This window comes from Rheinheimera riviphila (assembly GCF_004005945.1).
GTDB classification, from domain to species: domain Bacteria; phylum Pseudomonadota; class Gammaproteobacteria; order Enterobacterales; family Alteromonadaceae; genus Pararheinheimera; species Pararheinheimera riviphila.
The window spans coordinates 1-23,024 of the sequence record NZ_SACS01000025.1 but is presented as its reverse complement, the minus strand read 5'-3'; the positions used below and the strand labels follow the sequence as shown (position 1 = coordinate 23,024).

General features: G+C 49.2%; 20 protein-coding genes and 1 tRNA gene. 8 read left to right on the top strand and 13 right to left on the bottom strand.

The annotated features are described in order from the left end of the window. Window positions 1–19 precede the first annotated feature (19 nt). The 3 genes from EOE67_RS17810 to EOE67_RS17800 form a co-directional block, all read right to left on the bottom strand. Complete coding sequence (locus tag EOE67_RS17810; RefSeq protein WP_127700686.1) at window positions 20–1,639, bottom strand: methyl-accepting chemotaxis protein; 1,620 nt, start codon at window positions 1,637–1,639, stop codon at window positions 20–22. A 479-nt stretch (window positions 1,640–2,118) separates the two neighbouring features. Next, window positions 2,119–2,649 (bottom strand): inorganic diphosphatase, encoded by a 531-nt coding sequence (ppa, locus tag EOE67_RS17805; protein WP_068060586.1) that lies wholly within the window; start codon window positions 2,647–2,649, stop codon window positions 2,119–2,121. Between the two features lie 112 nt (window positions 2,650–2,761). Next, window positions 2,762–3,733 carry a class 1 fructose-bisphosphatase gene (locus EOE67_RS17800; protein WP_127700685.1) on the bottom strand — a complete coding sequence of 324 codons (972 nt, stop codon included), beginning with the start codon at window positions 3,731–3,733 and terminating at the stop codon, window positions 2,762–2,764. A gap of 227 nt (window positions 3,734–3,960) precedes the next feature. On the opposite strand from EOE67_RS17800, the gene mpl reads away from it, so the two are divergent. The 5 genes from mpl (at window position 3,961) to panP (ending at window position 9,631) form a co-directional block, all read left to right on the top strand. Continuing rightward, window positions 3,961–5,331 (top strand): UDP-N-acetylmuramate:L-alanyl-gamma-D-glutamyl-meso-diaminopimelate ligase, encoded by a 1,371-nt coding sequence (mpl, locus tag EOE67_RS17795; protein ID WP_127700684.1) that lies wholly within the window; start codon window positions 3,961–3,963, stop codon window positions 5,329–5,331. Beyond that, a complete protein-coding gene (locus EOE67_RS17790; RefSeq protein ID WP_127700683.1) occupies window positions 5,331–6,014 on the top strand; it encodes a flavin prenyltransferase UbiX in 684 nt (227 codons plus the stop codon). Before mpl ends, EOE67_RS17790 begins: the two co-directional genes overlap by 1 nt. Before the next feature lie 53 nt (window positions 6,015–6,067). Further along, window positions 6,068–7,024, top strand: coding sequence for an ABC transporter ATP-binding protein (locus tag EOE67_RS17785; protein WP_127700682.1), 957 nt, complete (start codon window positions 6,068–6,070; stop codon window positions 7,022–7,024). Then, on the top strand, window positions 7,021–7,794 hold the full coding sequence (locus tag EOE67_RS17780; RefSeq protein WP_127700681.1) for an ABC transporter permease: 774 nt from the start codon (window positions 7,021–7,023) through the stop codon (window positions 7,792–7,794). Before EOE67_RS17785 ends, EOE67_RS17780 begins: the two co-directional genes overlap by 4 nt. 190 nt (window positions 7,795–7,984) lie before the next feature. Next, window positions 7,985–9,631 carry a pyridoxal-dependent aspartate 1-decarboxylase PanP gene (panP, locus tag EOE67_RS17775; protein ID WP_127700680.1) on the top strand — a complete coding sequence of 549 codons (1,647 nt, stop codon included), beginning with the start codon at window positions 7,985–7,987 and terminating at the stop codon, window positions 9,629–9,631. Window positions 9,632–9,706: 75 nt separating this feature from the next. Here the strand turns inward: panP and EOE67_RS17770 are convergent, their stop codons facing one another. Then, the gene (locus EOE67_RS17770; RefSeq protein ID WP_127700679.1) at window positions 9,707–10,612 is read right to left on the bottom strand and encodes an AEC family transporter; all 906 of its coding nucleotides are present in this window, start codon (window positions 10,610–10,612) and stop codon (window positions 9,707–9,709) included. A gap of 74 nt (window positions 10,613–10,686) precedes the next feature. Next, on the bottom strand, window positions 10,687–11,058 hold the full coding sequence (locus EOE67_RS17765; RefSeq protein WP_127700678.1) for a GIY-YIG nuclease family protein: 372 nt from the start codon (window positions 11,056–11,058) through the stop codon (window positions 10,687–10,689). Window positions 11,059–11,180: 122 nt separating this feature from the next. Here EOE67_RS17765 and EOE67_RS17760 point away from each other — a divergent pair, with 122 nt between their 5' ends. Beyond that, window positions 11,181–12,461, top strand: coding sequence for a DEAD/DEAH box helicase (locus EOE67_RS17760; RefSeq protein ID WP_127700677.1), 1,281 nt, complete (start codon window positions 11,181–11,183; stop codon window positions 12,459–12,461). A gap of 51 nt (window positions 12,462–12,512) precedes the next feature. Here the strand turns inward: EOE67_RS17760 and EOE67_RS17755 are convergent, their stop codons facing one another. Continuing rightward, window positions 12,513–13,034, bottom strand: a complete 522-nt coding sequence (locus EOE67_RS17755; protein ID WP_127700676.1) for a GNAT family N-acetyltransferase — start codon at window positions 13,032–13,034, stop codon at window positions 12,513–12,515. 21 nt (window positions 13,035–13,055) lie between these two features. Beyond that, the gene (locus EOE67_RS17750) at window positions 13,056–13,334 is read right to left on the bottom strand and encodes a peptidylprolyl isomerase (protein WP_127700675.1); all 279 of its coding nucleotides are present in this window, start codon (window positions 13,332–13,334) and stop codon (window positions 13,056–13,058) included. Between the two features lie 199 nt (window positions 13,335–13,533). Here EOE67_RS17750 and EOE67_RS17745 point away from each other — a divergent pair, with 199 nt between their 5' ends. After that, the gene (locus EOE67_RS17745; protein WP_206099657.1) at window positions 13,534–15,348 is read left to right on the top strand and encodes a DUF885 domain-containing protein; all 1,815 of its coding nucleotides are present in this window, start codon (window positions 13,534–13,536) and stop codon (window positions 15,346–15,348) included. A gap of 104 nt (window positions 15,349–15,452) precedes the next feature. Here EOE67_RS17745 and EOE67_RS17740 read toward each other — a convergent pair whose 3' ends face one another. The 5 genes from EOE67_RS17740 to EOE67_RS17720 all read right to left on the bottom strand — a co-directional run bounded on the left by EOE67_RS17740 (window position 15,453) and on the right by EOE67_RS17720 (window position 21,502). After that, window positions 15,453–15,950 carry a hypothetical protein gene (locus EOE67_RS17740; protein WP_127700673.1) on the bottom strand — a complete coding sequence of 166 codons (498 nt, stop codon included), beginning with the start codon at window positions 15,948–15,950 and terminating at the stop codon, window positions 15,453–15,455. A 17-nt stretch (window positions 15,951–15,967) separates the two neighbouring features. Then, window positions 15,968–18,238 carry a S8 family serine peptidase gene (locus EOE67_RS17735; RefSeq protein ID WP_127700672.1) on the bottom strand — a complete coding sequence of 757 codons (2,271 nt, stop codon included), beginning with the start codon at window positions 18,236–18,238 and terminating at the stop codon, window positions 15,968–15,970. A 313-nt stretch (window positions 18,239–18,551) separates the two neighbouring features. Continuing rightward, on the bottom strand, window positions 18,552–19,658 hold the full coding sequence (aguA, locus tag EOE67_RS17730; RefSeq protein ID WP_127700671.1) for an agmatine deiminase: 1,107 nt from the start codon (window positions 19,656–19,658) through the stop codon (window positions 18,552–18,554). Between the two features lies 1 nt (window position 19,659). Then, on the bottom strand, window positions 19,660–20,550 hold the full coding sequence (aguB, locus tag EOE67_RS17725) for an N-carbamoylputrescine amidase (protein ID WP_127700670.1): 891 nt from the start codon (window positions 20,548–20,550) through the stop codon (window positions 19,660–19,662). A 289-nt stretch (window positions 20,551–20,839) separates the two neighbouring features. Continuing rightward, window positions 20,840–21,502, bottom strand: coding sequence for a peroxiredoxin-like family protein (locus EOE67_RS17720; RefSeq protein ID WP_127700669.1), 663 nt, complete (start codon window positions 21,500–21,502; stop codon window positions 20,840–20,842). Between the two features lie 188 nt (window positions 21,503–21,690). On the opposite strand from EOE67_RS17720, the gene EOE67_RS17715 reads away from it, so the two are divergent. Beyond that, window positions 21,691–22,866: an FAD-dependent oxidoreductase gene (locus EOE67_RS17715; RefSeq protein ID WP_127700668.1), complete on the top strand. Its 1,176-nt coding sequence runs from the start codon at window positions 21,691–21,693 to the stop codon at window positions 22,864–22,866. Window positions 22,867–22,942: 76 nt separating this feature from the next. On the opposite strand, the gene EOE67_RS17710 is transcribed toward EOE67_RS17715, so the two are convergent. After that, a tRNA-Gln gene (locus EOE67_RS17710) sits at window positions 22,943–23,017 on the bottom strand. Window positions 23,018–23,024: the final 7 nt, after the last annotated feature.

Here is a 23,024-nt window from a genome sequence, read left to right as displayed (position 1 = left end):
CTGCACCTGGTTCTGGTAACTACACCCGGAATAAACGGGCAATATTTTCCAGATTTTGTGCCAAATTGGCCAGTTCCCGCGAGGCTTTGGCAATATTGCCAGCGCTTTGTGAGCTGTGTTCCGTATGTTTCACAATATCCACCACATGATTAACAATAGTGTTAGCCATGATTTGCTGCTCTTCCGTCGCCGAAGCAATGTGCTGATTCATTTCGCGAATACGGCGAATACTGGTGGTGATCACTTGCAGCGATTCACCGGCCTGATTGGCTGAATTGACGCTTTGATCGGCCTGCACGGTACTTTGTTGCATCTTTTGCACTGCAGAGCGGGCGGCAGATTGTAATTGTTCGATGGTTTTCTGAATTTCTTCGGTTGATTTCTGAGTGCGTGACGCCAGCGTCCGGACTTCATCAGCGACCACCGCAAAACCACGGCCTTGCTCACCAGCACGGGCTGCTTCAATCGCTGCGTTCAGCGCCAGTAAGTTGGTTTGTTCGGCGATGCCTTTAATCACATCCAGCACTGCACCCACCTGGTTGGCATCAGTTTCCAGTTTCAGGATCACATCTGACGCTTCCTGCACGTTGGCGGCCAGCTGGCGAATATTATTCACCGTCACCCCAACCGTCTGCTGGCCGCGATCAGCTGCATTGTTCGAATCATTGGCAGCAGATGACGCTTCGTTAGCACTGCTGGCTTCAGCGATCACGCTGCTGCTCATATTATCAACCGCGAATTTGGCTTTGTCGGCGGCTTGGCGTTGTACGGCGATAGTTTTATTGGTGTCATCGGTCAGTTGATGTAAGTCTTTGGCCAAAGACGATAACGGCAATGCAGTATTGACGATTTCTTTCACCACACCCTGCAGTTTTTCCATAAAAGAGTTGAACCAGAATGCCAAATCACCAAGTTCATCTTTGGATTTTGTTTGAATACGGACGGTCAGATCACCATCTTCTTTAGCCAGGTCTTTGAGAGAGTTAATGATGCTCAGCAAGCTGGATTTGATGCCACCAACCACCAGCACTGCGGTGATAAATAATACAAAAGTGGTAAACACGCCCATCACAATACCGACAGTAATTAAGGTACTGGCTTGTTGATTGGCATCGTCGATTGAAGCGGTGAAATGTTTCAGCTGCACGTCACGGAATTGCGATAGTTTTTTGACCGTACTGTCATAATCGGCGTTCATTTTTTGCGAACGTTCGCCAATGGTCGCCATGTCGGCCGTATTGCTGACCATTTCTTCAGAGACTTTAAAGGCAACTGAATAATAATCATCAAAAGAAGACAAAATCGGGCTGATTTCCTCGCGAAGTGCAGCATCCAGCTGACTGACCTGGTTCAGTTGTTTTTTAAGTTGCTCAGCAAAACCATCAGAAACTTTTAACGCTTCTTCGTCACCGGTGGTCACTGCGCTGGCGAGTGATTCTTTCACCCGCTCTAAAGCGACCAAGCCACTTTCGGCTGCCTGTAACACTGGGAATTGAATATCTCTTGTGCTTTCAAGAGTTTTGACGTTGTTGAGTGCTGTGACTGTTGCCAACACCAGGTAGACAATAAAGCTGATCGTACCGATGAAGGGGATTAAATAAACTTTTTTCGCAATCGAAAGGCGTTGCAAAAATTCCATACACGCGTACCCCTGTAATGTGAACAAATTCGGAATGATTTGTTTATACCCGTCATCCTTGAAGATTCGGGGTTGTTGACTTCGCTCTCTCACCCCAGTCACATAAACAGCTATGCTCCTGAGGCTTCGCTTTCTCGTCGCCTACCCGAATCTTCAATGATTTTCGGTATGTAACTGATTTTTTGAAATCGAAGTTCAGTATAGTCAGCAAATGCCCATAATGCTGCAACTAAAGCGGTAATCGACTAAAAAATTCTAATATAAAGAAGGTCCTATCACGAATTTCTGATATTTGTTTCCGTTACAGGATAACGGTAGTCGCCGTGGTAAACATTTGATGTTGTGAAAGGAAGGACATGACTTATCGCTCTTTACGACAGAAAACTCAATCTCAATCAGTGAATTGCGACAGAGCATCTACCACAGGCATAAAAAAGCCCGCAGAGTCGCAGGCTAGTTACAAAGCTTAAGCAGCTTGATTACTTTTTATTGGCGCGGTCATAAGAAGTGCTGATTTCTGCTTTGGCGTCAGCTTTGTCGCCCCAGCCAATCACTTTCACCCACTTGCCTGGCTCTAATTCTTTGTAACGTTCAAAGAAATGCTGGATTTGCTGTTTCAGCAGTTCTGGCACGTCGTTGATGTCCTGAATATGGTCGTAGATTTTAGTCAGTTTGCTGATTGGCACGGCCAGAACTTTGGCATCTTCACCGGCTTCGTCAGCCATTTTTAGCACTGCAACCGGGCGGCAGCGAATGACTGCACCTGGTACTAATGGGTATGGCGTTGGCACTAACACGTCGACCGGATCTCCATCCAGGCTCAGTGTATGGTTTACAAAACCATAGTTGCATGGATAGAACATTGGCGTGGACATAAAACGGTCAACCCACACGGTGCCGCTGTCTTTGTCGACTTCGTATTTGATTGGATCGGCATTGGCCGGAATTTCGATGATGACGTTAATTTCGTCAGGCAGGTTTTTACCTGCTGGGACCAGACTCAGACTCATGATAGTTCCTTAGATCGATAATGGAGTGTTGAATGCCGCCTATTATAACGGCGGCAGTTTAAATGGCTACGGTTTTGGCCGGTTTCATTGGTCTAATTAGCCGGTAACTCGTCTACGACTGATGATATTTCAGACAAGTTTCAACTTCATGTTTAGAACCCAGGATCACCGCTACCCGTTGGTGAATATCAGTAGGCTCTATTTCCATAATCCGCTGATAGCCGGTACTACTGAGGCCGCCGGCTTGTTCCACCAAAAAGCTCATCGGATTGGCTTCGTACATCAGGCGTAATTTGTTTGGTTTGTTCGGGTCTTTGGTATCGCTTGGGTACATAAAAATACCACCCCGGCATAACACCCGGTGCACATCGCCGACCATCGCAGCAATCCAGCGCATATTAAAGTTTTTGCCACGTGGCCCCGGTTTACCTTCGAGTAAATCAGCGACATAAGCCTGCATGCCCGGCTGCCAATGGCGCTGATTCGACATATTAATGGCAAATTCTGCGGTGACACCCGGCACGGCTACTTCTTCTTGCGTCAGCAAAAAGCCGCCGTAGGTTTTGTCCAGCGTATACAGTTTAGTGCCTTTACCGGTCGTCAACGCCAGCATGGTCGATGGGCCATACAGCACATAACCGGCGGCAATTTGCGCGGTGCCCGGTTGTAAAAATTGTGCAGCATCGGCGGCGTCAACATCAGCGCGGGCCGGCAGAATAGAAAAAATGGTGCCGATCAGGCTATTGATATCGGTATTGGATGAACCGTCAAGTGGGTCAAAAGTCACCAGATAACGACCTTCCGGGTTGCCGGCGACGGTGTAATCTTCTTCTTCGGAAGAAATGGCTTTGACCACGCCGGTTTCTAAAATCATGTCTTTGAGCAGCTCATTGGCCAGCACATCGAGTTTTTTCTGGGTTTCGCCCTGAATATTTTCATCCAGCGTCGAGCCCAAAACACCGGCTAATTCACCCTGACCGACGCGAAAGGAAATTTCCTTACAAGCGGCCAGAATCGTTTTGATCAGGGAAATCAGGTCGGTATCAACTCCGTCCTGCCGTAATACGGGAGCCAGTCGGCGCATGTTGTCTTCCTTTTTGCTGTTGCTGTAGGGTGGGTCTGAGTCAGTAATTTGTAGATTTTAGCAATGCGACAGACGCCGGCGCACAGTGTAAAGAATCTGGCTAAAAATTGCAGTTTTTCAGTCGGTTTTATTTGCTTTTGTTCCAAAGCGCTTTTGTTACAATGCGCCATCTTTGCGGCACTGTTATTCGTGCCGCCGTGGTTGAAAAGAACTCAAAAAGGAAGGTTATGCATATTCATATTTTGGGCATTTGTGGCACTTTTATGGGCGGTATTGCCGCCATTGCCAAAGCGATGGGCCATAAAGTCACCGGCTCCGACGCCAATGTGTATCCGCCGATGAGTACCCAGTTAGAAGAGCTTGGCATTGAATTAACCCAAGGCTATGACGCCAGTCAGTTTGAGCCAACCCCGGATCTGGTGATTATTGGTAACGCGATGTCGCGTGGTAACCCGGCGGTGGAATATGTGTTGAACACCAATCTGCCGTACACCTCAGGCCCGCAGTGGCTGGCGGAACATGTGCTGCAAAGCCGTTGGGTGCTGGCAGTTGCTGGTACTCATGGTAAAACCACCACCACCTCGATGCTGGCGTGGATTTTGGAATACGCCGGCCTGAAACCTGGTTTTTTAATCGGTGGTATTCCGCAGAATTTTGATGTTTCTGCCCGTTTAGGCGATGCGCCATTTTTTGTCATCGAAGCGGACGAATACGACACCGCCTTTTTTGATAAACGCAGCAAATTTGTGCATTACCGGCCACGCACGTTAGTTATCAATAACCTGGAATACGACCACGCTGACATTTTCCCTGATTTAGCGGCGATTCAGCGCCAATTCCACCATTTGCTGCGGATGGTGCCGGGCAATGGTCTGGTGCTCTCGCCAGCCAATGTGGCAGCGGTGGATGATACTTTAACCATGGGCTGCTGGAGTGAGCAGCAGCGCTACGGTTTGGATTGGACCACTGAATTACTGAGTAAAGACGGCAGCGCTTTTAGTGTCAGTCTGCAGGGTGACGCGGGTCGTGAAGTGCTTGGCGAAGTGCGCTGGGGTTTAACCGGGCAACACAGCGTCGACAACGGCCTGATGGCGCTGGCCGCAGCTCGCCATGCAGGTGTGCCGGTTGCCGTTGCTATCGAAGCGCTAAATACATTCATTGCGCCAAAACGGCGGATGGAGCTTAAAGGCACTGTGGCTGACATTGCTGTTTATGACGATTTCGCCCATCACCCAACGGCTATCGACACCACTTTAACTGGACTTCGCAACAAAGTGGGCGAAAAACGTATTCTCGCCGTACTAGAACCGCGCTCCAATACCATGCGACTTGGCGTGCATAAACAAGCTTTGCCTGCTTCACTCAAAACCGCTGATCAGGTGTTTTTGTTTGAACCGCTGAACTCCGGCTGGTCATTGGCTGATGTGGCCGCGGCTTGTGGCAACAAAGCACAGGTCAGCAGCGATATCGCTGCCTTAGTCAGTCTAATCACCGATGCTGCAGTGCAGGGTGATTCGATTGTCATTATGAGCAATGGCGGTTTTGGCGGCATTCATGACAAATTACTCGACGCTCTAAAGAGAAAATGGGAACACTGATGACATCATCTTTAACCAGCACCTTGCCCGGCACTTTAACTCCTGTGCCAGTGCGCGAAATCACCCTGGCCTTTACCGGCGCGTCCGGTGCTTTATACGGCTGGCGGCTGTTGCAGTGTTTATTGTCGCAAAACGTCAAAGTGCATTTATTGATTTCAAGCGCCGCCCGTGTGGTGTTTGCTACCGAGCACAATTTAAAGCTCAATGGCAATCCACAAAGTTGTCAGCAGCAGCTGGTTGAAATGTTGCAGTGCAGTCCCGATCTACTGGCTGTGTACGGCAAAGATGATTGGTTTTCGCCGGTGGCTTCTGGCTCGGCCGCGCCAAAAACCATGGTGGTCTGCCCATGTTCAACTGGTACTGTCGCCGCTATTGCTTATGGCATGAGCGACAATTTAATCGAACGTGCCGCCGATGTGGTGATTAAGGAGCAGGGCCAGCTGATTTTAGTGCCGCGCGAAACGCCGCTTAGTGCTTTGCATCTGGAGAATCTGCTGAAACTCGCCAAACTTGGCGTGACGATTATGCCGGCAGCACCGGGTTTTTATCATCAGCCACAAAGTATTGAAGATTTAATTGATTTTATGGTGGCGCGAATTTTGGACCACCTGCAGTTACCGCAGAATATCATGCCGCGCTGGGGTTATGCGCCGGCTCCGACCCATTCAACCAGTCAGGATTGATTGAGGCTTTTGCAAAGCGATCAGTCCGTAGTTTCAAGCACGAGGGGAATCATTTGACGCTCGCTCTAAATATTCAACAGCTTAAAAAAACCTACAAAAGCGGTACCGTGGCGCTGTCCGGTATCGATTTACAGGTACAGCAAGGTGATTTTTTCGCCTTACTTGGCCCCAATGGTGCTGGTAAAAGTACCTGTATCGGTATCATCAGTTCGCTGGTCAATAAAAGTTCCGGCACCGTGAAAGTGTTTGATTATGATATTGATACTGCGCTGGAAGATGCCAAAAGCCAGCTTGGTTTGGTGCCGCAGGAATTTAACTTCAACCAGTTTGAAACTGTGCTGCAGATTGTGGTGAATCAAGCCGGATATTACGGTGTGCCAAAAGCTATCGCCCTGGTGCGGGCGGAAAAATACCTGGGACAACTTGGGTTATGGGAAAAACGCCATGCCCGTTCACGCGAGTTATCCGGCGGCATGAAACGACGGTTAATGATTGCCCGCGCTTTAATGCATGAGCCAAAACTATTGATCCTCGATGAGCCAACCGCCGGTGTTGATATTGAACTACGCCGTTCAATGTGGGAATTCCTGAAAGAAATCAATCAACAAGGCGTGACTATTATTCTGACCACCCATTATCTGGAAGAAGCGGAAAACCTCTGCCGCAATATTGCCATTATCAATAAAGGCCAGATTGTTGAAAACACCAGCATGAAGGCGCTACTGAGCAAACTGACCAAAGAAACCTTTGTGCTGGATTTAGCCACTGCCGCTAAAGTGGAGGCGCTGGACGGTTTCACCATACGGCAACTTGACGAGCATACGGTGGAAATTGATGTTGCTAAAGGGCAGGGCGTGAACTCGGTGTTTGCGGCGTTAACGGCGCAGGGTATTCAGGTACTGTCGATGCGCAACAAGGCCAACCGGCTGGAAGAGTTGTTTGTCAGCCTGGTCGAAAATGGGCTGGTAGAAAATGGCCAGTCAGAAAAAGCGCAAGGAGCAAAAGCATGAGTCAGGCGCGCAACTGGATTGCTTTTCAAAGCATCATTAATAAAGAAACCAACCGCTTTATGCGGATTTGGGTGCAGACTTTAGTGCCACCTGCCATCACCATGACTTTGTATTTCCTGATTTTTGGTACCTTAATTGGCTCGCGCATCGGCGATATGGGTGGCTTCAGCTATATGGAATTTATTGTGCCCGGGCTGATTATGATGTCGGTGATCACCAATTCCTACGCCAATGTGGCCTCCAGTTTTTTCAGCGCCAAGTTTCAGCGTAATGTCGAAGAGCTGTTGGTAGCGCCGGTACCCAACTATGTGATTGTGCTGGGTTTTGTCGGCGGTGGCGTGGCGCGTGGCGTATTGGTTGGCTTGATTGTCACTTTGCTCAGTTTGTTTTTTGTTGATATCCGTATTCATCATTTGTTGGTGATTATCGCGACCGTGGTGCTAACTTCAGCGCTGTTTTCGTTAGGCGGTCTGATCAACGCTGTGTATGCCAAGACTTTTGATGACATCAGCATAGTGCCGACATTCGTGCTGACGCCGCTGACGTATCTGGGCGGGGTGTTTTATTCGCTGACCTTATTACCCGGTTTTTGGCAACACGTGGCCGCGGCCAATCCGATTGTCTACATGGTGAACGCCTTCCGTTATGGTTTTCTTGGCGTGTCGGATGTCAACATCTATGTGGCTTTTGCGGTGATGCTGAGCTTAATCACGGTGCTGTTTTCTATTGCTATGCATCTGATTAATAAAGGTATTGGCCTTCGCAGCTAAGGTCCCTTATAAATTCGAATCACTGACTTCGTCTGCAAACCGGTGCTGTTCCGACCAGTTTGCAGGCGGATGACAGTTTTTTGAAGACTTTTCAGAACTCATAAAGTACAGTGACCTCCTTTTGACTTACTGTTTTTCGGCGTTACAGGTTTGGACCTGTGGACGGCCTGAAGTAACCCGGTGAGAAACTATGACCGAACCTAAACGCCAGGCTGAGGCCTCCGAAGAAGCGCTATGGCGCATTTTCACGGTGCCGGAAGCGCCAGACTCCACGCTCAGTATTATTGAGCAGAATATCTCGCAAAACCTGGCGGGTTTTCTGCGCGAAAGTATTGTCGCGGTGGAAAAACCGCTGTGGCAAATCGAGCGTGATTTTCAGGCTTATCAAATTCCGGCACAGCCAAAATTTGTCTCCGACTATGCTGAAAATATGATGCAAAAACTGGTCGCGCATTCGGTTCACACGGCGGCGCCTAGTTTTATCGGTCATATGACGTCAGCTTTGCCTTATTTTGTGTTGCCGCTGTCAAAAATGATGGTCGGGCTGAACCAGAATTTGGTGAAAATCGAAACTTCCAAAGCCTTTACCCCGTTAGAACGTCAGGTGCTCGGCATGATGCACCACTTGGTGTATGGCGAAACTGAAGGTTTTTATAAAAAATGGCTGCATAGCGCCAATCATTCATTAGGCGCATTTTGCTCTGGCGGTACTGTCGCCAATATGACGGCGCTGTGGATTGCCCGCAACCGCTTATTGCGGCCGGACGGCGATTTTAAAGGGGTGGCCAAAGAAGGTTTATTCCGTGCTATGCGCCATTATGGTTATCAGGATTTAGCTATTCTGGTGTCTGAGCGTGGCCATTATTCGTTGCGTAAAGCTGCTGATATTCTGGGTATTGGCCGCGATTTACTGATCCCGGTGAAAACCGATGCCAACAATAAAGTCGATAGCGTTGAAATGCGCCGGGTGGCTGCCGATTTAGCCGCGCGATCGATTCGGGTGGTGGCGATTGTTGGAGTGGCGGGAACAACCGAAACCGGGAATGTCGACCCCTTAGATGAGCTGGCGGATTTAGCTGCAGAGCTTAACTGTCATTTCCACGTGGATGCTGCCTGGGGCGGTGCGACGTTACTCTCTGATAAATATCGTTATTTACTCAAAGGCATCGAGCGAGCAGATTCAGTCACCATCGATGCGCATAAACAAATGTATGTGCCAATGGGCGCTGGCATGGTGGTATTTAAACATCCGTCTGCTGCGCACGCGATTGAACATCACGCTGAATATATTTTACGTAAAGGCTCAAAAGATTTAGGTAGTCAAACTCTCGAGGGCTCACGCCCCGGTATGGCGATGCTGGTACATGCCTGTTTGCAGGTGATTGGCCGCGAAGGTTATGAAATTCTGATTAACCGCAGCTTAGAAAAAGCCCGTTATTTTGCTGGACTCATTGATTTACATGCCGATTTTGAACTGGTCACAGCGCCGGAGCTCTGTTTACTGACTTATCGGTATGTGCCGGCGGCAGTGCAACAAGCGATGCATAAAGCGATGGCAGACGGTGATTGGGAGCGGGTGCAGAAATTTAATGAGCTGATTAGCGGCCTGACCAAATTTATCCAAAAACGTCAGCGCGAAGAAGGTAAATCTTTTGTCTCCCGTACCCGGTTAAAACCCGCCACATACCAGCGCCAGGATACGGTGGTGTTTCGGGTGGTGTTAGCCAACCCACTGACAACAGACGCTATTTTGCATGAAGTGTTAGCTGAGCAAATTGAACTGGCGGCGATGGATAAAGAGTTTTTGCCGAAGCTGCTGGCGATGAGCCGGGACTAAAATAAGGTGCCCGGGATCAGTTTATCTGACTGATCCCGGGTGCGAACTATCAGAACTAATTATCAGAGCTAACTATCAGATCTGCAATAACCAATACCACAGCGGCAAGGTAATAAAACTCACCAATAAACCAAAACCCACCAGATTGGCCACCATTCTTGGTGCCAGCCCGGCCATAATGGCGATAGCGCCGGCAGAAATCATTGGTGGCATCGCTGCTTCAAACACCGAAACTGTCACCGCTTTCCCTTCCAACCCCAGCGCATAGCAGCCGGCGTAAACCAATAACGGCATCAGCACCAACTTAATGGTAATGCCGCTCAGCAGTGGCGACAATCGCTCGCCGCCCAATGAAAAGCGCAGGGTAAAGCCAACCGCCACCATAATCAGCGGTACCAATGTTGCTGCCAGATTATCAATCAGTGCCTGAAACAATGGTGGGTAGCTAAAGTTTCGCAGTAACAGCGCCAGCATTAACGCCAGAAAGGGCGGGAAGGTGACAATTTTCAGACTCATCGACTTGAGCGTGGCTTGTTCCGCGCTTGGGCTGTAGGCCGCCGCCAGAATAGTCGAGTAGGTGGCTAGCGCCACAAAAGATCCCACCTGATCGTAAATCAGCGCATAAGGCAGATGATCACCACCAAAAAACGCTTCGATCATCGGGAACCCCAAAAATGAGGTATTGCCAAGCGGCAGCACTATTAGTAAGGCTGCGGTGACTTCGCGGCTCCAGCCAAAAATCCGGCTTAACAGCAACACAGTGGCGACGACGATCAGCAATAAAATCCACGGCACTACGGCTGGGATTAAGAGCGCAGTGGAAAAGGTCAGCGCCGGAATTTTCTGTAAAATAAGCGCCGGTAACGCGATATAAAGCACAAAAGCGTTCAGCACCACCGGTGTATCGTCGGTAAATTTCGGGATCCGTCGCGCCAGCATGCCGATGCAAAGGTAGATTAAAATCAGCAGAAAATTGTCCAACAGCGGGCTCCGGATGTGATGAATTAGGTATTGTTTAAATGAAAGTGCAGATCTGTTGATGATAACGCCTGAGATCACTTATCGCTATACGACTTCTGTTGGATACCCTGCAAAAACTCTGGTTGCCACAACAAACTGACCAGTTGCTCTTTGGCTTTTTTTGGTAGTTTTTTCAGCTGAAATTCCCACTGGCTGGCGATGCTGCGATTGGGCGCCTGATATTGCCAGACCAGTTGCAGTGGGCCTTTACCGCGCAGAGCTTTGGCACCACCGACAATTTCGCCCTGATGCTGGCGTAATCTTCTGGCCGGATCGGTACTAATGCCGGTGTAAAGTACACCTTGCTGAGTGCGGATCAGATAAACAAACCAGTGCTTAGCAGGGTTGGAGCCTTCGCCCACAGTGGCCTGGAGTTCTGGTTTGTTGTGGTCGCACAGTTCTGACATGAGGCTTGGATATCCGGCAAAGGTTGATTCTGCTATACTCGCGTCCTTATTGGCGCCCACATCTGGCCGCCGTTTTGGCAGCGCCGAATGCTCGGGATCTGCCTTGTTTCTGAAGGACAATTATGCAATTTGCAGATTTGGCGTTAGACGCGCTTATCTTAAAGGCAATCGCCGATCAGGGCTACCAAAGCCCAACCCCAATTCAGCAAAAAACCATTCCGGTGATTTTAAAAGGCAAAGATGTGCTGGGTGGCGCCCAGACCGGTACTGGCAAAACCGCCGCTTTTACTTTACCTATTCTGCAAAAACTTATTTCTCAGCCAAAAACGCTGGAGCCGAAACAAATTCGTTGTCTGGTGCTGACGCCAACCCGCGAACTCGCACAGCAAGTGGCCGACAATATCGCCGCTTATGCCCGGCATTTACCGCTAATAACCGCGGTGTTTTATGGTGGTGTGTCAATTAATCCGCAGCTGGATGCCGCCGATGGTGGTCTGGATATTCTGATCGCAACGCCGGGCCGGTTATTGGACCATTTACATCAGGGGACGATTAGCTTGTATCAGCTGGAAGTGCTGGTGCTGGATGAAGCCGACCGCATGCTGGATATGGGCTTTATCCACGATATCAAACGGATAATGGCCAAGTTACCGCCGAAGCGGCAGACGCTGTTGTTTTCAGCGACATTCTCCAATGATATTAAAGCGTTGGCCGACAATTTACTCGATAGCCCGGAATTGATTGAAGTGGCAACTGCCAACTCTGCGTCAGTACAGGTACAACAACTGGCGTTTCGGGTCGATTCACAGCGAAAACGCGAAATGCTTTCGCACGTCATCGGAGCGCGTAATTGGCAACAGGTGCTGATTTTCAGCCGCACTAAACATGGCGCCGACCGTTTAAGTAAACAGCTGGCGCTCGACGGTATCGAAGCGGCGTCCATTCATGGTGATAAAAGTCAGGGCCACCGTACCAAGGTGTTGCAGGATTTTAAAAAGGGGGAACTGCGGGTATTAGTAGCGACTGATATCGCCGCCCGTGGCCTGGATATCGAAGATTTGCCGATAGTGGTGAACTACGATTTACCTCATGTCGCCGAAGATTATGTGCATCGGATAGGCCGCACCGGTCGTGCTGGCCGTTTTGGACTCGCGGTGACGCTGGTAACGCCGGATGATTTACCGATGCTCAGTCTGATTGAAAAAATGATTAAGCAGGTGATTGAACAGCAAGTACTGCCGGGCTATGAGCATAATCCGAAATTTAATCATTCCAGCAAAGCGAAAGAAGATCAGGCAGATGCCGAAGTGAAAATGAAAAAAACTTTGAGTAATAGCCGCAAATTGTCGATTGAAAAATCAAAACTGCGGGCTGTTGCGCTGGGTAAAAAACGTCCGCAATAAATACAGGTTTGATAGTAATAGCTGGAGTTATTTGCCAACTCCAGCTATTACTCACCCATCAACAGGCTCAGTCGGCGTACTCAGTGTAAGCTGATAAAAAGCTAAATCCAGCCACCGGCCAAACTTAAAACCCGCCTGAGTAATAGTACCGCTGTGCACAAAACCCAGTTTTTGATGCAGTGCAATACTGCCGCTATTGCTGGCATCAATACCACCAATCAACAAGTGATAATTCTCCTGCTGTGCCGATTGAATCAACTGCTCTAACATCATCCGGCCATAACCTTTGCCCTGATGATCAGGATGGACATAAACCGAATGTTCCACTGAATATTTAAACGCCGGAAAAGCGCGGAAGGTGCCGTAACTGCCAAAAGCAACCAATTCACCTTCGGCATTTTTCAGTCCCCACACCGGAAAGTTGCTGGCCGCTTTGTTGGCGAACCACTGTTGCATGGTCGCCATCGTTCTGGGGTTATATTCATAAAGGGCCGTGGTATGCAAAATGGCGTGGTTAAATATTGCCAGGATCGCTTGAGCGTCCGTGTCAAACTGGCAAAGGGCAAGTTGCATCGTCGGTCCTTAAAGTGGGGGTTAAGCGCGGTATAAGGTTTTGATCAAATGAAAACCAAACTGCGTTTTCACCGGACCATGGATTTCCAAAATTGCTTTTTTAAACACCACGTCATCAAAGGGTTTTACCATTTGACCGGAGCGGAATTCGCCCAAATCACCGCCTTTTTTACCAGACGGACATAACGAGTGTTTTTTGGCTAACTCATGAAAACTGGCACCTTTTGCCAACAGCTGTTTCAGGTTTTCGGCTTCTTCCGAGGTTTTCACCAGGATATGACAAGCACAGGCTTTAGCCATTCAATGACTCCTTACAGTACAAACAAGGCGCGCCACGGCGACGCGGCCGCACAGTTTAATGGAAAACCTGCTGTGATAACAGCATCTGTTTAGACCAGTTTTCTGCGGTTTTTTTAAGCAATATGCACTTTGCAATTGACAGAACAGGTCAAATCTTAGTAAAGCTATGTTTTATAAAAATAAAAAAGGAAACGAACAAATGGGTAAGTGGGTACTAAGAATTTTTCTGCTGATTTTGGCAGCAATCACCGTGCTGGCAGTGAATGCAATTTGGTTTAAACCCTTTTCCAGCCGGGTGTTTTATGAGCGGGTATTTCTGGAATTTGGCTTAGAAAGCCCGGAACTGCTGACGCAATTACGGATGCTGGAAAGTCTTGGCATTCGAAGCCACAACGCGAAATTGGACGACCGCTCGCAGCAAGCTGGCGACGCACAACAAGCCAAACTGAAAGCTGATTTAGCCACGTTGCGCCAATATGATCGTAACGCCATGTCAGAGCAGGAAAAACTCAGTTACGACATGCTGGAATGGTTTATGGCGCACGGTGCTGATGGCGAGCAGTGGCGTTACCATGGTTATCCGGTGAACCAGTTATTTGGTGTGCAAAATTCGCTGCCAAACTTTATGGTCAACAGCCATCCGCTGCACGATTTAACGGACGCCGAACATTACATTGCTCGATTGGAGCAATTTAACCGGGTGTTTTTGCAGGTGGTGGAAGATTTACAGATCAGGGCCAATAAAGGCGTGATCCCACCGCGCTTTGTACTGGAAAAAGTACTGGCAGAGATGCAGGGGTTTACCGCTGGCCCGGTTGATCAGCAGCTGTTATATAAACACTTTGCCGGTAAAGTTGATGCCATCGAAGGCATTGACGCACAAACGGCCACCGCGCTCAAACAAAAGGTCGCGACGGCGATTGAAAGCTCGGTGTTGCCGGGCTACCAGCATTTAACCGAATATCTGCAAGCTTTATTGCCACAAACCACCACGGACGATGGCGTGTGGAAATTACCCAATGGCGAGGCTTATTACGCTTATATGCTCAAAGAGCACACCACCACCGATTTAACCCCGGCGCAAATTCATCAGCTGGGATTGGATGAAGTGGCACGTATTCAACAGCAGATGTTGACCACACTACAGGCGCAAGGCATTAGCGGCAACCATGTGCCAACGATGATGAAAGCTTTGGGCGACGACCCAAGGTTCCTGTATCCGGACACGGCCGAAGCGCGACTGCAAATTCTGGCTGACTACAAAACCATGTTGGCGGATATCAATACCCGTTTAGACGGCGCTTTTAATATCAGGCCTAAAGCGGATATGGATGTGCAACGGGTGCCGGAATTCAGTGAAAAAACCGCGCCAGGCGCTTATTACAATGCGCCAGCAATGGATGGTTCGCGCCCTGGGGTGTTTTACGCCAATTTGTACAATATTAAAGCCACGCCCAAATTCAGTATGAAAACGCTGGCGGTGCATGAAGGTATTCCTGGTCACCATTTCCAGATTGCTATTCAGCAAGAGCTAGAGGGCTTGCCGACCTTCCGTAAAATTCTGCCGTTCACCGTCTATGCCGAAGGTTGGGCGTTATATACCGAACAGTTGATGGCCGAGCGTGGATTGTATCAGGATGATCCTTTTGGTGATTTAGGCCGGTTGCAGGATGAATTATTCCGCGCTATCCGCTTAGTGGTTGATACCGGTATTCACCACCATCGCTGGACCCGCGAACAAGCCATTGAATATATGGCCGGTAATTCCGGGATGGCCGCTTCAGATGTGGAAGCGGAAATTGAGCGTTATATCGTGATGCCAGGTCAGGCTTGTGCGTATAAAATTGGCATGCTGAAAATTGTTGAGCTGCGCAACAAAGCGCAAACTGAGCTGGGTGACAAGTTTAAACTGACTGATTTTCATGATGTGGTGCTGAAAAATGGCTCGATGCCGATTGCGATTTTGCAAAGAGTAGTTGAGCAATATATCAGCGAAACCAAAGCAAAAGCTTAGCGCAGCGGACGTTATAAAAAGTACTGAAACTGCGTAAAAAACGACAGCACACACCAAAAAGCAACCCCACTGCACGCAGTGGGGTTTTTTACTATTCAGCGCTGTTAATGCGCTTCTTGTTTGTTTTCAAGTACGTCAAGTTTAACTTTGCTCACGCCAGCTACTTGTTTCAGTGCTGCGGTCAGTGCTAACAAATCGGCATTGGCGCTCGCTTGCAGAACCAGCACCTGTCCTTTATTGAAACTGTGTAACTGTTTCAGACCCAGACGGGTGGCTGCAGCTTTGACTGCGGCGGCATCGTTGCTCAGTACGCTGATGCGACCTGTCACCACGGCCAGTTCGCCGCTCAGCACATTACGAACAACTGCATTCGTTTGTACGGTGTTGGTGGCCGCAGGTTGTTGGGCGTTGATCACTTGCATCGCACCAACATTTTCTACAACTTGTCCATCGGTGTGGTTCTGTGCCGTCACAGCGACCAGGCCTGGTTGGATCTGATAAACGCCAAACGTCGTTTGTGGCTCAGACTCAGCCGTTTGAGCCAGTGCAAGTGGTGTGGTAGATGCAACCAAAGTTGCCAGTAATAAAGTTGATAATTTCATCTGATTCATTCCACTCATTAATTGCCAAATACCCGGACAGCTGCGCTGGTAACGACACTTGGCTGCTTGTTATTCAGATAGCCTTTGGTATTCAGGATGCCGCCTGTGGCATTAATGTCTGTACCATTTGCATCCAATACTTTGATTTTCCAGGTACCTTTAGCTTTTTCACCAAAAAATGCGTTCGAAAGAAACACATGATCTTTCAGGATATGCCGTTGGTAGTAAAGTTCACCGGCAGCTGGCATCACCAGTGCTTGTTTAGAACTCAGCAGGACACTGCGGGTTCCTTGTGGTGAAGTCACTTCAATCGCCAGATCGATACCTGCAGTAGTGTGAAACTCTTTGTACAGCTGATTTTGCGCATTTACAGCTAAAGTCATCTCGTCATTCAGCACGTTAAATTTGAACTGCGCACCTTCCAGCGTAATATCATCAGCGATTTCGATACTGATTTCGGCACCAGTGACCGAGTTATCCGGTACCGGCAGTGCCAGTGGTTGAGCAGCAGCAACCCAGGCGGACATCTTCAGCTCACCCAGATTCCGGGTGTAAGCTTTTGCCAGTTCCACCGCTTTACCAGCATTAACGCGGCCAAAACCGTAATAGTTATTGTGCTCAAAGCCGGCTTTATTTTTAACCCAGCCGTCATGTGCGACAAATTCGCCGTCCGCTAAAGTTAGTTTAACCTTGGCATTGGTTGGATCCACTTTGCTGCTGCTGGCTGCCAGAATATGTTTCACATCACGGTAGCTCAGGTTTGGATTTGCCGACAGCATCAAGGCGATGACACCTGCGGCGTTTGGTGCTGCGGATGAAGTACCATTGAAGCTGGAGGTATAATTACAACTTGGGTTGTCATCATGACCAGGGGTGTTAAACGGGTACCATGCAGCAAAGTAACCTGGTTCACCAGTGATCACAGTGTCAAAATAATCAGCATTAGCAAAGCTTGAATAACCACGTAAACACGTCATCTGATCGGTTGTCACCATGGCCGGTGCTGTATCACCATATTCGCCTGATGGCGCAGCGACAAACAGGTTGGCGCCCGCAGTAGAATAGCTGGTGTGTTTGCCATCAGAATTAACCGAACCAATCGAAATGTAGTACGGCGTCGCCTGCGATGGTTCCATATTGCCGTTATAGCAAGTTAAACCAAGTGTTCTGGCACCGTTGGCGGAGCACAGGTTGTTTTCACGGCTGCCACTGCGGAAACTGTTGCCACTGGATTTAGTGTTGACTGCGCCTTTGCCGTTACGAAGTTCAACCGAAGAAAATTGTTGAACGGCTTCGTCCAGCACATCATATTCCAGAGCACCAGGGTGGGTTATACCGTAGCTGCGGTTAAACACGGCTAAAGGCTCTGATGATTCAATACCGCTGCCTGGAATGCCATGGGACAGGAAATAGGCCAGATCGGTCTGAGCAGACAAATAGTTCATGCCAATTAATTTTGTGTCCGGCGCCACACCGTGACCGCCTTTACCATTCCAGCCTACGGCGGCGATAAGTCCGGCAACGCTGGTGCCATGGTCACCACGAGCTGATGTTGGGCTTGGATCTGTTGGTTTGGCAACGTTGGCAATAAAGTTCAGTGACCGATTCGGCAGAATGTTTGCTTCTAAATCTTCGTGTGCCAGTTCCAGACCTGAATCGACGACCACTGCAATGGTGTTTTGGCCGGTGGCGCCCAGTGCGTAAGCAGCTGGCACGTTCATATCCTGACCAGGTACTAACACTTGTTCCCATTTGGCGAATTGAGCTGCGGCTGATTTTTTGGCGGTAGCTTCGTCCTGACCAATACTCTTATAGAGATCAACCATGTACGCCAAAGCAGATTCGCCTAATGAGTAAGCACGTTGACCGGTATTTTTCAGTGCCCATTGTTGTGATTGCAATGGATCGCCAGCAGCTGCAGCGATTGAAACTGTTCCGGAATTACGTAACTCACCATCAGATACGGTAAAAGTGATGCTGGTTGCGGTATTTTTGGTTGGTGTGAACACAAAATTCAGACCATTCACTGCCAAGGTGCCGTTGCTGAGTTGATAAACACCATTCTGAGCAGAAATGTTCGCAGTACCTTCACTGATAGAAGTAATGGTAAGAGCATCATTGTTAGCATCAGATGCTTTAAAGCTGCCCTGTACCGGGAGCCACATTTTGGTACCGCTAATAGCAGAGGAAGCCGTATTTGGGCCAATATTGTTATCTTTATTGCCATTACAAGCGGTTAATGCCAGCAAAACTGCGGCTGATAGCATCGATCTTCTTACAAGTTGCATACAGTTCCTTGGATACTTTTATCTGTTTTGGTTAAAAATGTAATAAAATTGCTTTAAAATGCGTCGGGATGCTACCACCATAATGAATTTGATTTCCATATGTAATTTTATGTGGGCAAACCAAGTGCGTAAAAATTAACCGCGTATTTTGTATGCGCTTAATGACAGCCGTAGTAATCGTGATTTTATTCAGCTGTTTAAGTTAAATTAGGCTGTGATAGTGCCTAAGAATGGGAACAGAGAATGACTGAAGTGAGGCAAAAGTGGCGACTGATGCCACTTTCACCTTTTTCTGGGAGGTTTTATGCGGGTTTTATGCAGGCTGTTGCTGGGTAATGCAGTGTACATTACCGCCGCCAAGCAGAATTTCCCGCCCAGGCACGGTGACGATTTGATGTTGTGGGAAGACTTTCGCCAAAATGTCCACCGCAACTGCGTCCATCGGATCGTCAAAAGTCGGCAATACCAGACCGCCATTACATAAATAAAAATTGATGTAAGAGCCGGCTAAACGCGCTTCGGCTTCCCGCGGCGTGGCAGCACCGGTTAAATCGACTGAGGCGTATTCTTCAGCTTTGGCCAGTAACGGGCCTGGAACCGGTAGTTTATGAATAATAAACTTGCGGCCTTTGGCATCAGTGCTGTTTTCCAACACTTCCAGTGCCGCTTTGGAGCGGGCGTATTGTGGGTCAGACTTGTCGTCAGTCCAGGCTAGCAGTACTTCACCCGGGCGGACAAAACAGCACATATTGTCGACGTGGCCATCGGTCTCGTCGTTAAAGATGCCATCTTCGAGCCAAATCACTTTATCGATGGCTAAATAATCCGACAGCTGCTGTTCGATTTGGGTTTTGGTGAGATCCGGGTTGCGGTTGGCATTTAACAAACACTCGGCGGTGGTCAGCAAGGTGCCTTCGCCGTCGGTGTGAATAGCGCCGCCTTCCAGCACAAAACCTTCGGTGCGATACCGGGCGATGCCTTCAACATTCAACACCTTTTGCGCTACCTGGTCATCCAGATCCCAGGGGAAATACAAGCCGCCGTTGAGGCCGCCCCAGGCGTTAAAAGTCCAGTCGACGCCGCGTACTTCGGTGCCGTTAGTGACAAAAGTTGGGCCAGTGTCACGACACCAGGAATCGTTGGTTGAAACTTCAATCACCCGGATCGGGTGTTTTGTCGCTTCAAGACTCAGCTGCGCCTGTGCATTAGCAAACTGGCGGGCCGAAGCCAGCACGGTCACTGGCTCAAAGCGGGCGATGGCGCGAATAACTGCCGTAAAAGCTTGTTGCGCCGGTTTGGCACCCAAACGCCAGTTATCGGTGCGCTCTGGCCATACCAGCCAGGTTTGCTTGTGCGTCGCCCATTCGGCTGGCATATAAAAACCATCGGCGCGTGGAGTGCTGGTTAAGGTCACGGCCATGTTAGTTTTTACCTGCGGTTGGCGTGGTTTTGCCATCTTTGGTGAGTAGCGTATCGAAGATATCGATGCGACGGTCACGGAACACCCCCCAGCTGCGGCGGATATGCGCCAGCGCGTCTAAATCAAAGGTGTGCACCAGCACTGCTTCGCTCACTTCATCCGCTTCTTGCACTTTGGCACCAGATTGGTCGGCAATAAAGGAACTGCCATAGAAAGTGATGGAGAAATCGTCTTCACTTTCAGTACCAATCCGGTTGGACGCAATCAGCGGCACTAAGTTGGCAGCGGCATGGCCTTGCTGCGTGCGTTGCCAGTGGTCGCGCGATGAAATAGTTGGGTCATGTGGTTCGCTACCGATAGCCGTTGGGTAGAACAACAGTTCTGCACCCATCAGTGCCATGCTGCGGGCACATTCCGGGAACCACTGATCCCAGCAAATACCGATGCCGATTTTGGCATAAGCGGTATCCCAAACTTTAAAACCGGTGTCGCCTGGGGTGAAATAGTATTTTTCGCTGTAACCAGGGCCATCCGGAATATGGCTTTTGCGGTAAGTGCCCAGGTAAGAACCGTCGGCATCCACCACCGCCACGCTGTTGTACAGGCAGTTGCCGGCGCGCTCATAAAAGCTGATTGGCAGCACCACTTTCAGTTCTTTGGCGATGTTCTGGAAATGCAAAAAGGCAGCGTTTTCTTCCAGCGGCACGGCGAAATTCAGATAATCAGGTTTTTGCTTCTGGCAGAAGTAGTTACGTTCAAACAGTTCCTGTAACAGGATAATTTGTGCACCCTGGCTGGCCGCTTCACGTACCAGTTTTTCGCCACGGGCGATATTTTCTTCGACATTCCAGCCACCAATCATCTGGGTGGCGGCAACTGTGACGTTACGCATGCAACATTCTCCAAAGCAAAAGGAAAAAAGAAAACATTACTTTAGCCATAAACGCTGCACACGGCAAAACTTCTGCTGTAGTCAAGATAAGGCTAAAGGGGATAGGGCGCGCAAAATGCCGGATTTTTCGCCGCACGTCAACGCATTTTTAGTGACAGCTTTGGCTTTGGCAGCTGATTGAATCAGCTGGGAATTGTTATGTGGGATATCTGAATAAAGATGGGGTTTTTATGCGGGAATTGCGGTTTCAGTGGACAACAACGCTGCCCGCTGAAACCGTGTTGCTGGATCAACCTTTCGCTAATTTCGCGGCTAACAACAGTAATTCCGGCTGCAACCTGGTTTTATAGTTGATATGGACATAACTAAACTGCACTTCAGCTTTTTCATTCAGCACATAGACCGCGGGTGCCGGCAGCACCGCCTGGCCAGTGCTGTCATAGGTTAAGTTAATGCCATAACTGCCTTTATATAAAGCCGTGGTTTTGGCATCCAGGTAATAAGCGATACCAAAGGCTTTGGCGGCACTGAGTTGTTCATCGGACAACAGCCTATAACTTAAAGCTACGTCTTTGGTCGATTGCTGCGATTTGCTTACAGCTAGCGGCGCTTCCGGGCTGATGGCAATAATCTGATAACCAAGCTTGGCAAATTCGTCTTCGACTTGCTGCAGGCCAGCAAGCTGCGTATTGCAATAGGGGCACCAGCCGCCGCGGTAAAATACCAGCACCGTTGGTTTTTGCTTGATGGTTGCGGTTAAATCAACGGTTTTGCCTGCTTGATCCAGCACCGAAATCGCTGGCACTGTCATGCCGTTTAATAACGGCCGCACTGTTTCGGGGCTTTGGGCAATGTCCGGGCTCGTGGCGATGTCGGCGGCTGTGGCGAAAAATGTCGTCGCGGAAAAAAAGCTCAGAGCGAGCAACCTGGTGGTTTTTTGGAAGATGGTCATTGAAAATCCTTAGTCAGTAGAAGTGGCCATAAGAACGAGTAGGGTGGCGATTTCTTTCAGCGTTGGTGAAAATTACCGATTAATTTGATCCGGCCCGGCAGTAGGCCGCTTATTCTCGGTTAGAATGCCAGACAGAATGTTGCTGGTTACAGCAGTTCATCAATCCAGAATTTTTAAAAGGTGCAGCCGTGTTTGATGTGATAATCGTCGGTGGGGGCATGGTCGGGGCGTCGCTGGCGTTGAAGTTTAGTCAAAGCGGGCTCAAAGTTGCGCTATTGGAAAAAACGGTTGCACCTAAGCTTGCGCCAGATGCACCTGTTGATCTGCGGGTCAGCGCGATTAACCGGCGCAGCGAACAATGGCTGACCGAACTTGGTGCCTTTCAGGCCATTCCTGTACAGCGGCTTTGTCCTTATCAGCGGTTGCAGGCGTTTGAAGCAACGGACGGCAAGGTAACTGGTGCCGAATTGACCTTTACCGCCGAAGAAATTAAGCAACCGCATCTTGGCCATATTATTGAAAATAATCAAATTCAGGCGGCCTTGTGGCAGCAGTTCCCGAAAGAACTGACGGTATTTTGTCCGGCGACCATTGTTTCACTGCAGCAAGAACCTGGCTATGCCAGCCTGCAGACGCAGGAATTTGGTGAAATCCGGGGCCGGTTATTGATTGCGGCCGACGGCGGTACTTCGCAGCTACGAACTTTGGCTGGCATTGGTAGTAATGGCTGGCAGTATCAACAAGGTTGTTTAGTGGCAACAGTTGAAACTGAATATCCACAACAAGACATCACCTGGCAGCAATTTACCGAACAAGGACCCCGGGCATTTTTACCTTTGCCCGGCGCTATGGGATCTTTGGTCTGGTACGACAGTCAGATACGGGTCAAGCAGTTGGCGGCGCTTAATTCCACCGAACTGGCGCAGCAAATTCAGCAACATTTTCCAGAAAAACTCGGCAAAGTGAAAGTGCTGCAACAAGGCTGGTTTCCATTAACCCGGATGCATGCCAACAGATATAGCGCCGGCAGAGTGGTGCTGGTCGGCGATGCGGCGCATACCATTAATCCGTTAGCCGGGCAGGGCGTAAACTTAGGCTTTGCCGATGCAAAAGTGTTGGCAGAGCTGGTGCTGGCGGCAGTGGCTGCTGGCGAAGATCCAGCAAATGCAGCATTGCTGGCCAAATACGAGCAACAACGTAAAAACGCGAATTTATTAATGATGTCGGCGATGGACGGTTTTTATCAGCTATTTAGCAGCACATCACCGCTATTTCGATTCGCCCGCAAAGCAGGATTAACGCTCGCCGCCAATGCCGGGCCGTTAAAAGCCTGGGTCGGTGCTTATGCTGCAGGGCTCAAATAACTGGGCTCAAATAACTGGGCTCAATTCATCTGGCGCAGAAAAAAGAAAACCCAGCCGAAGCTGGGTTATCAAAAAATGGCAGGGGTACAGGGATTCGAACCCCAGAATGGCGGGATCAAAACCCGCTGCCTTACCGCTTGGCTATACCCCTGCAGAAA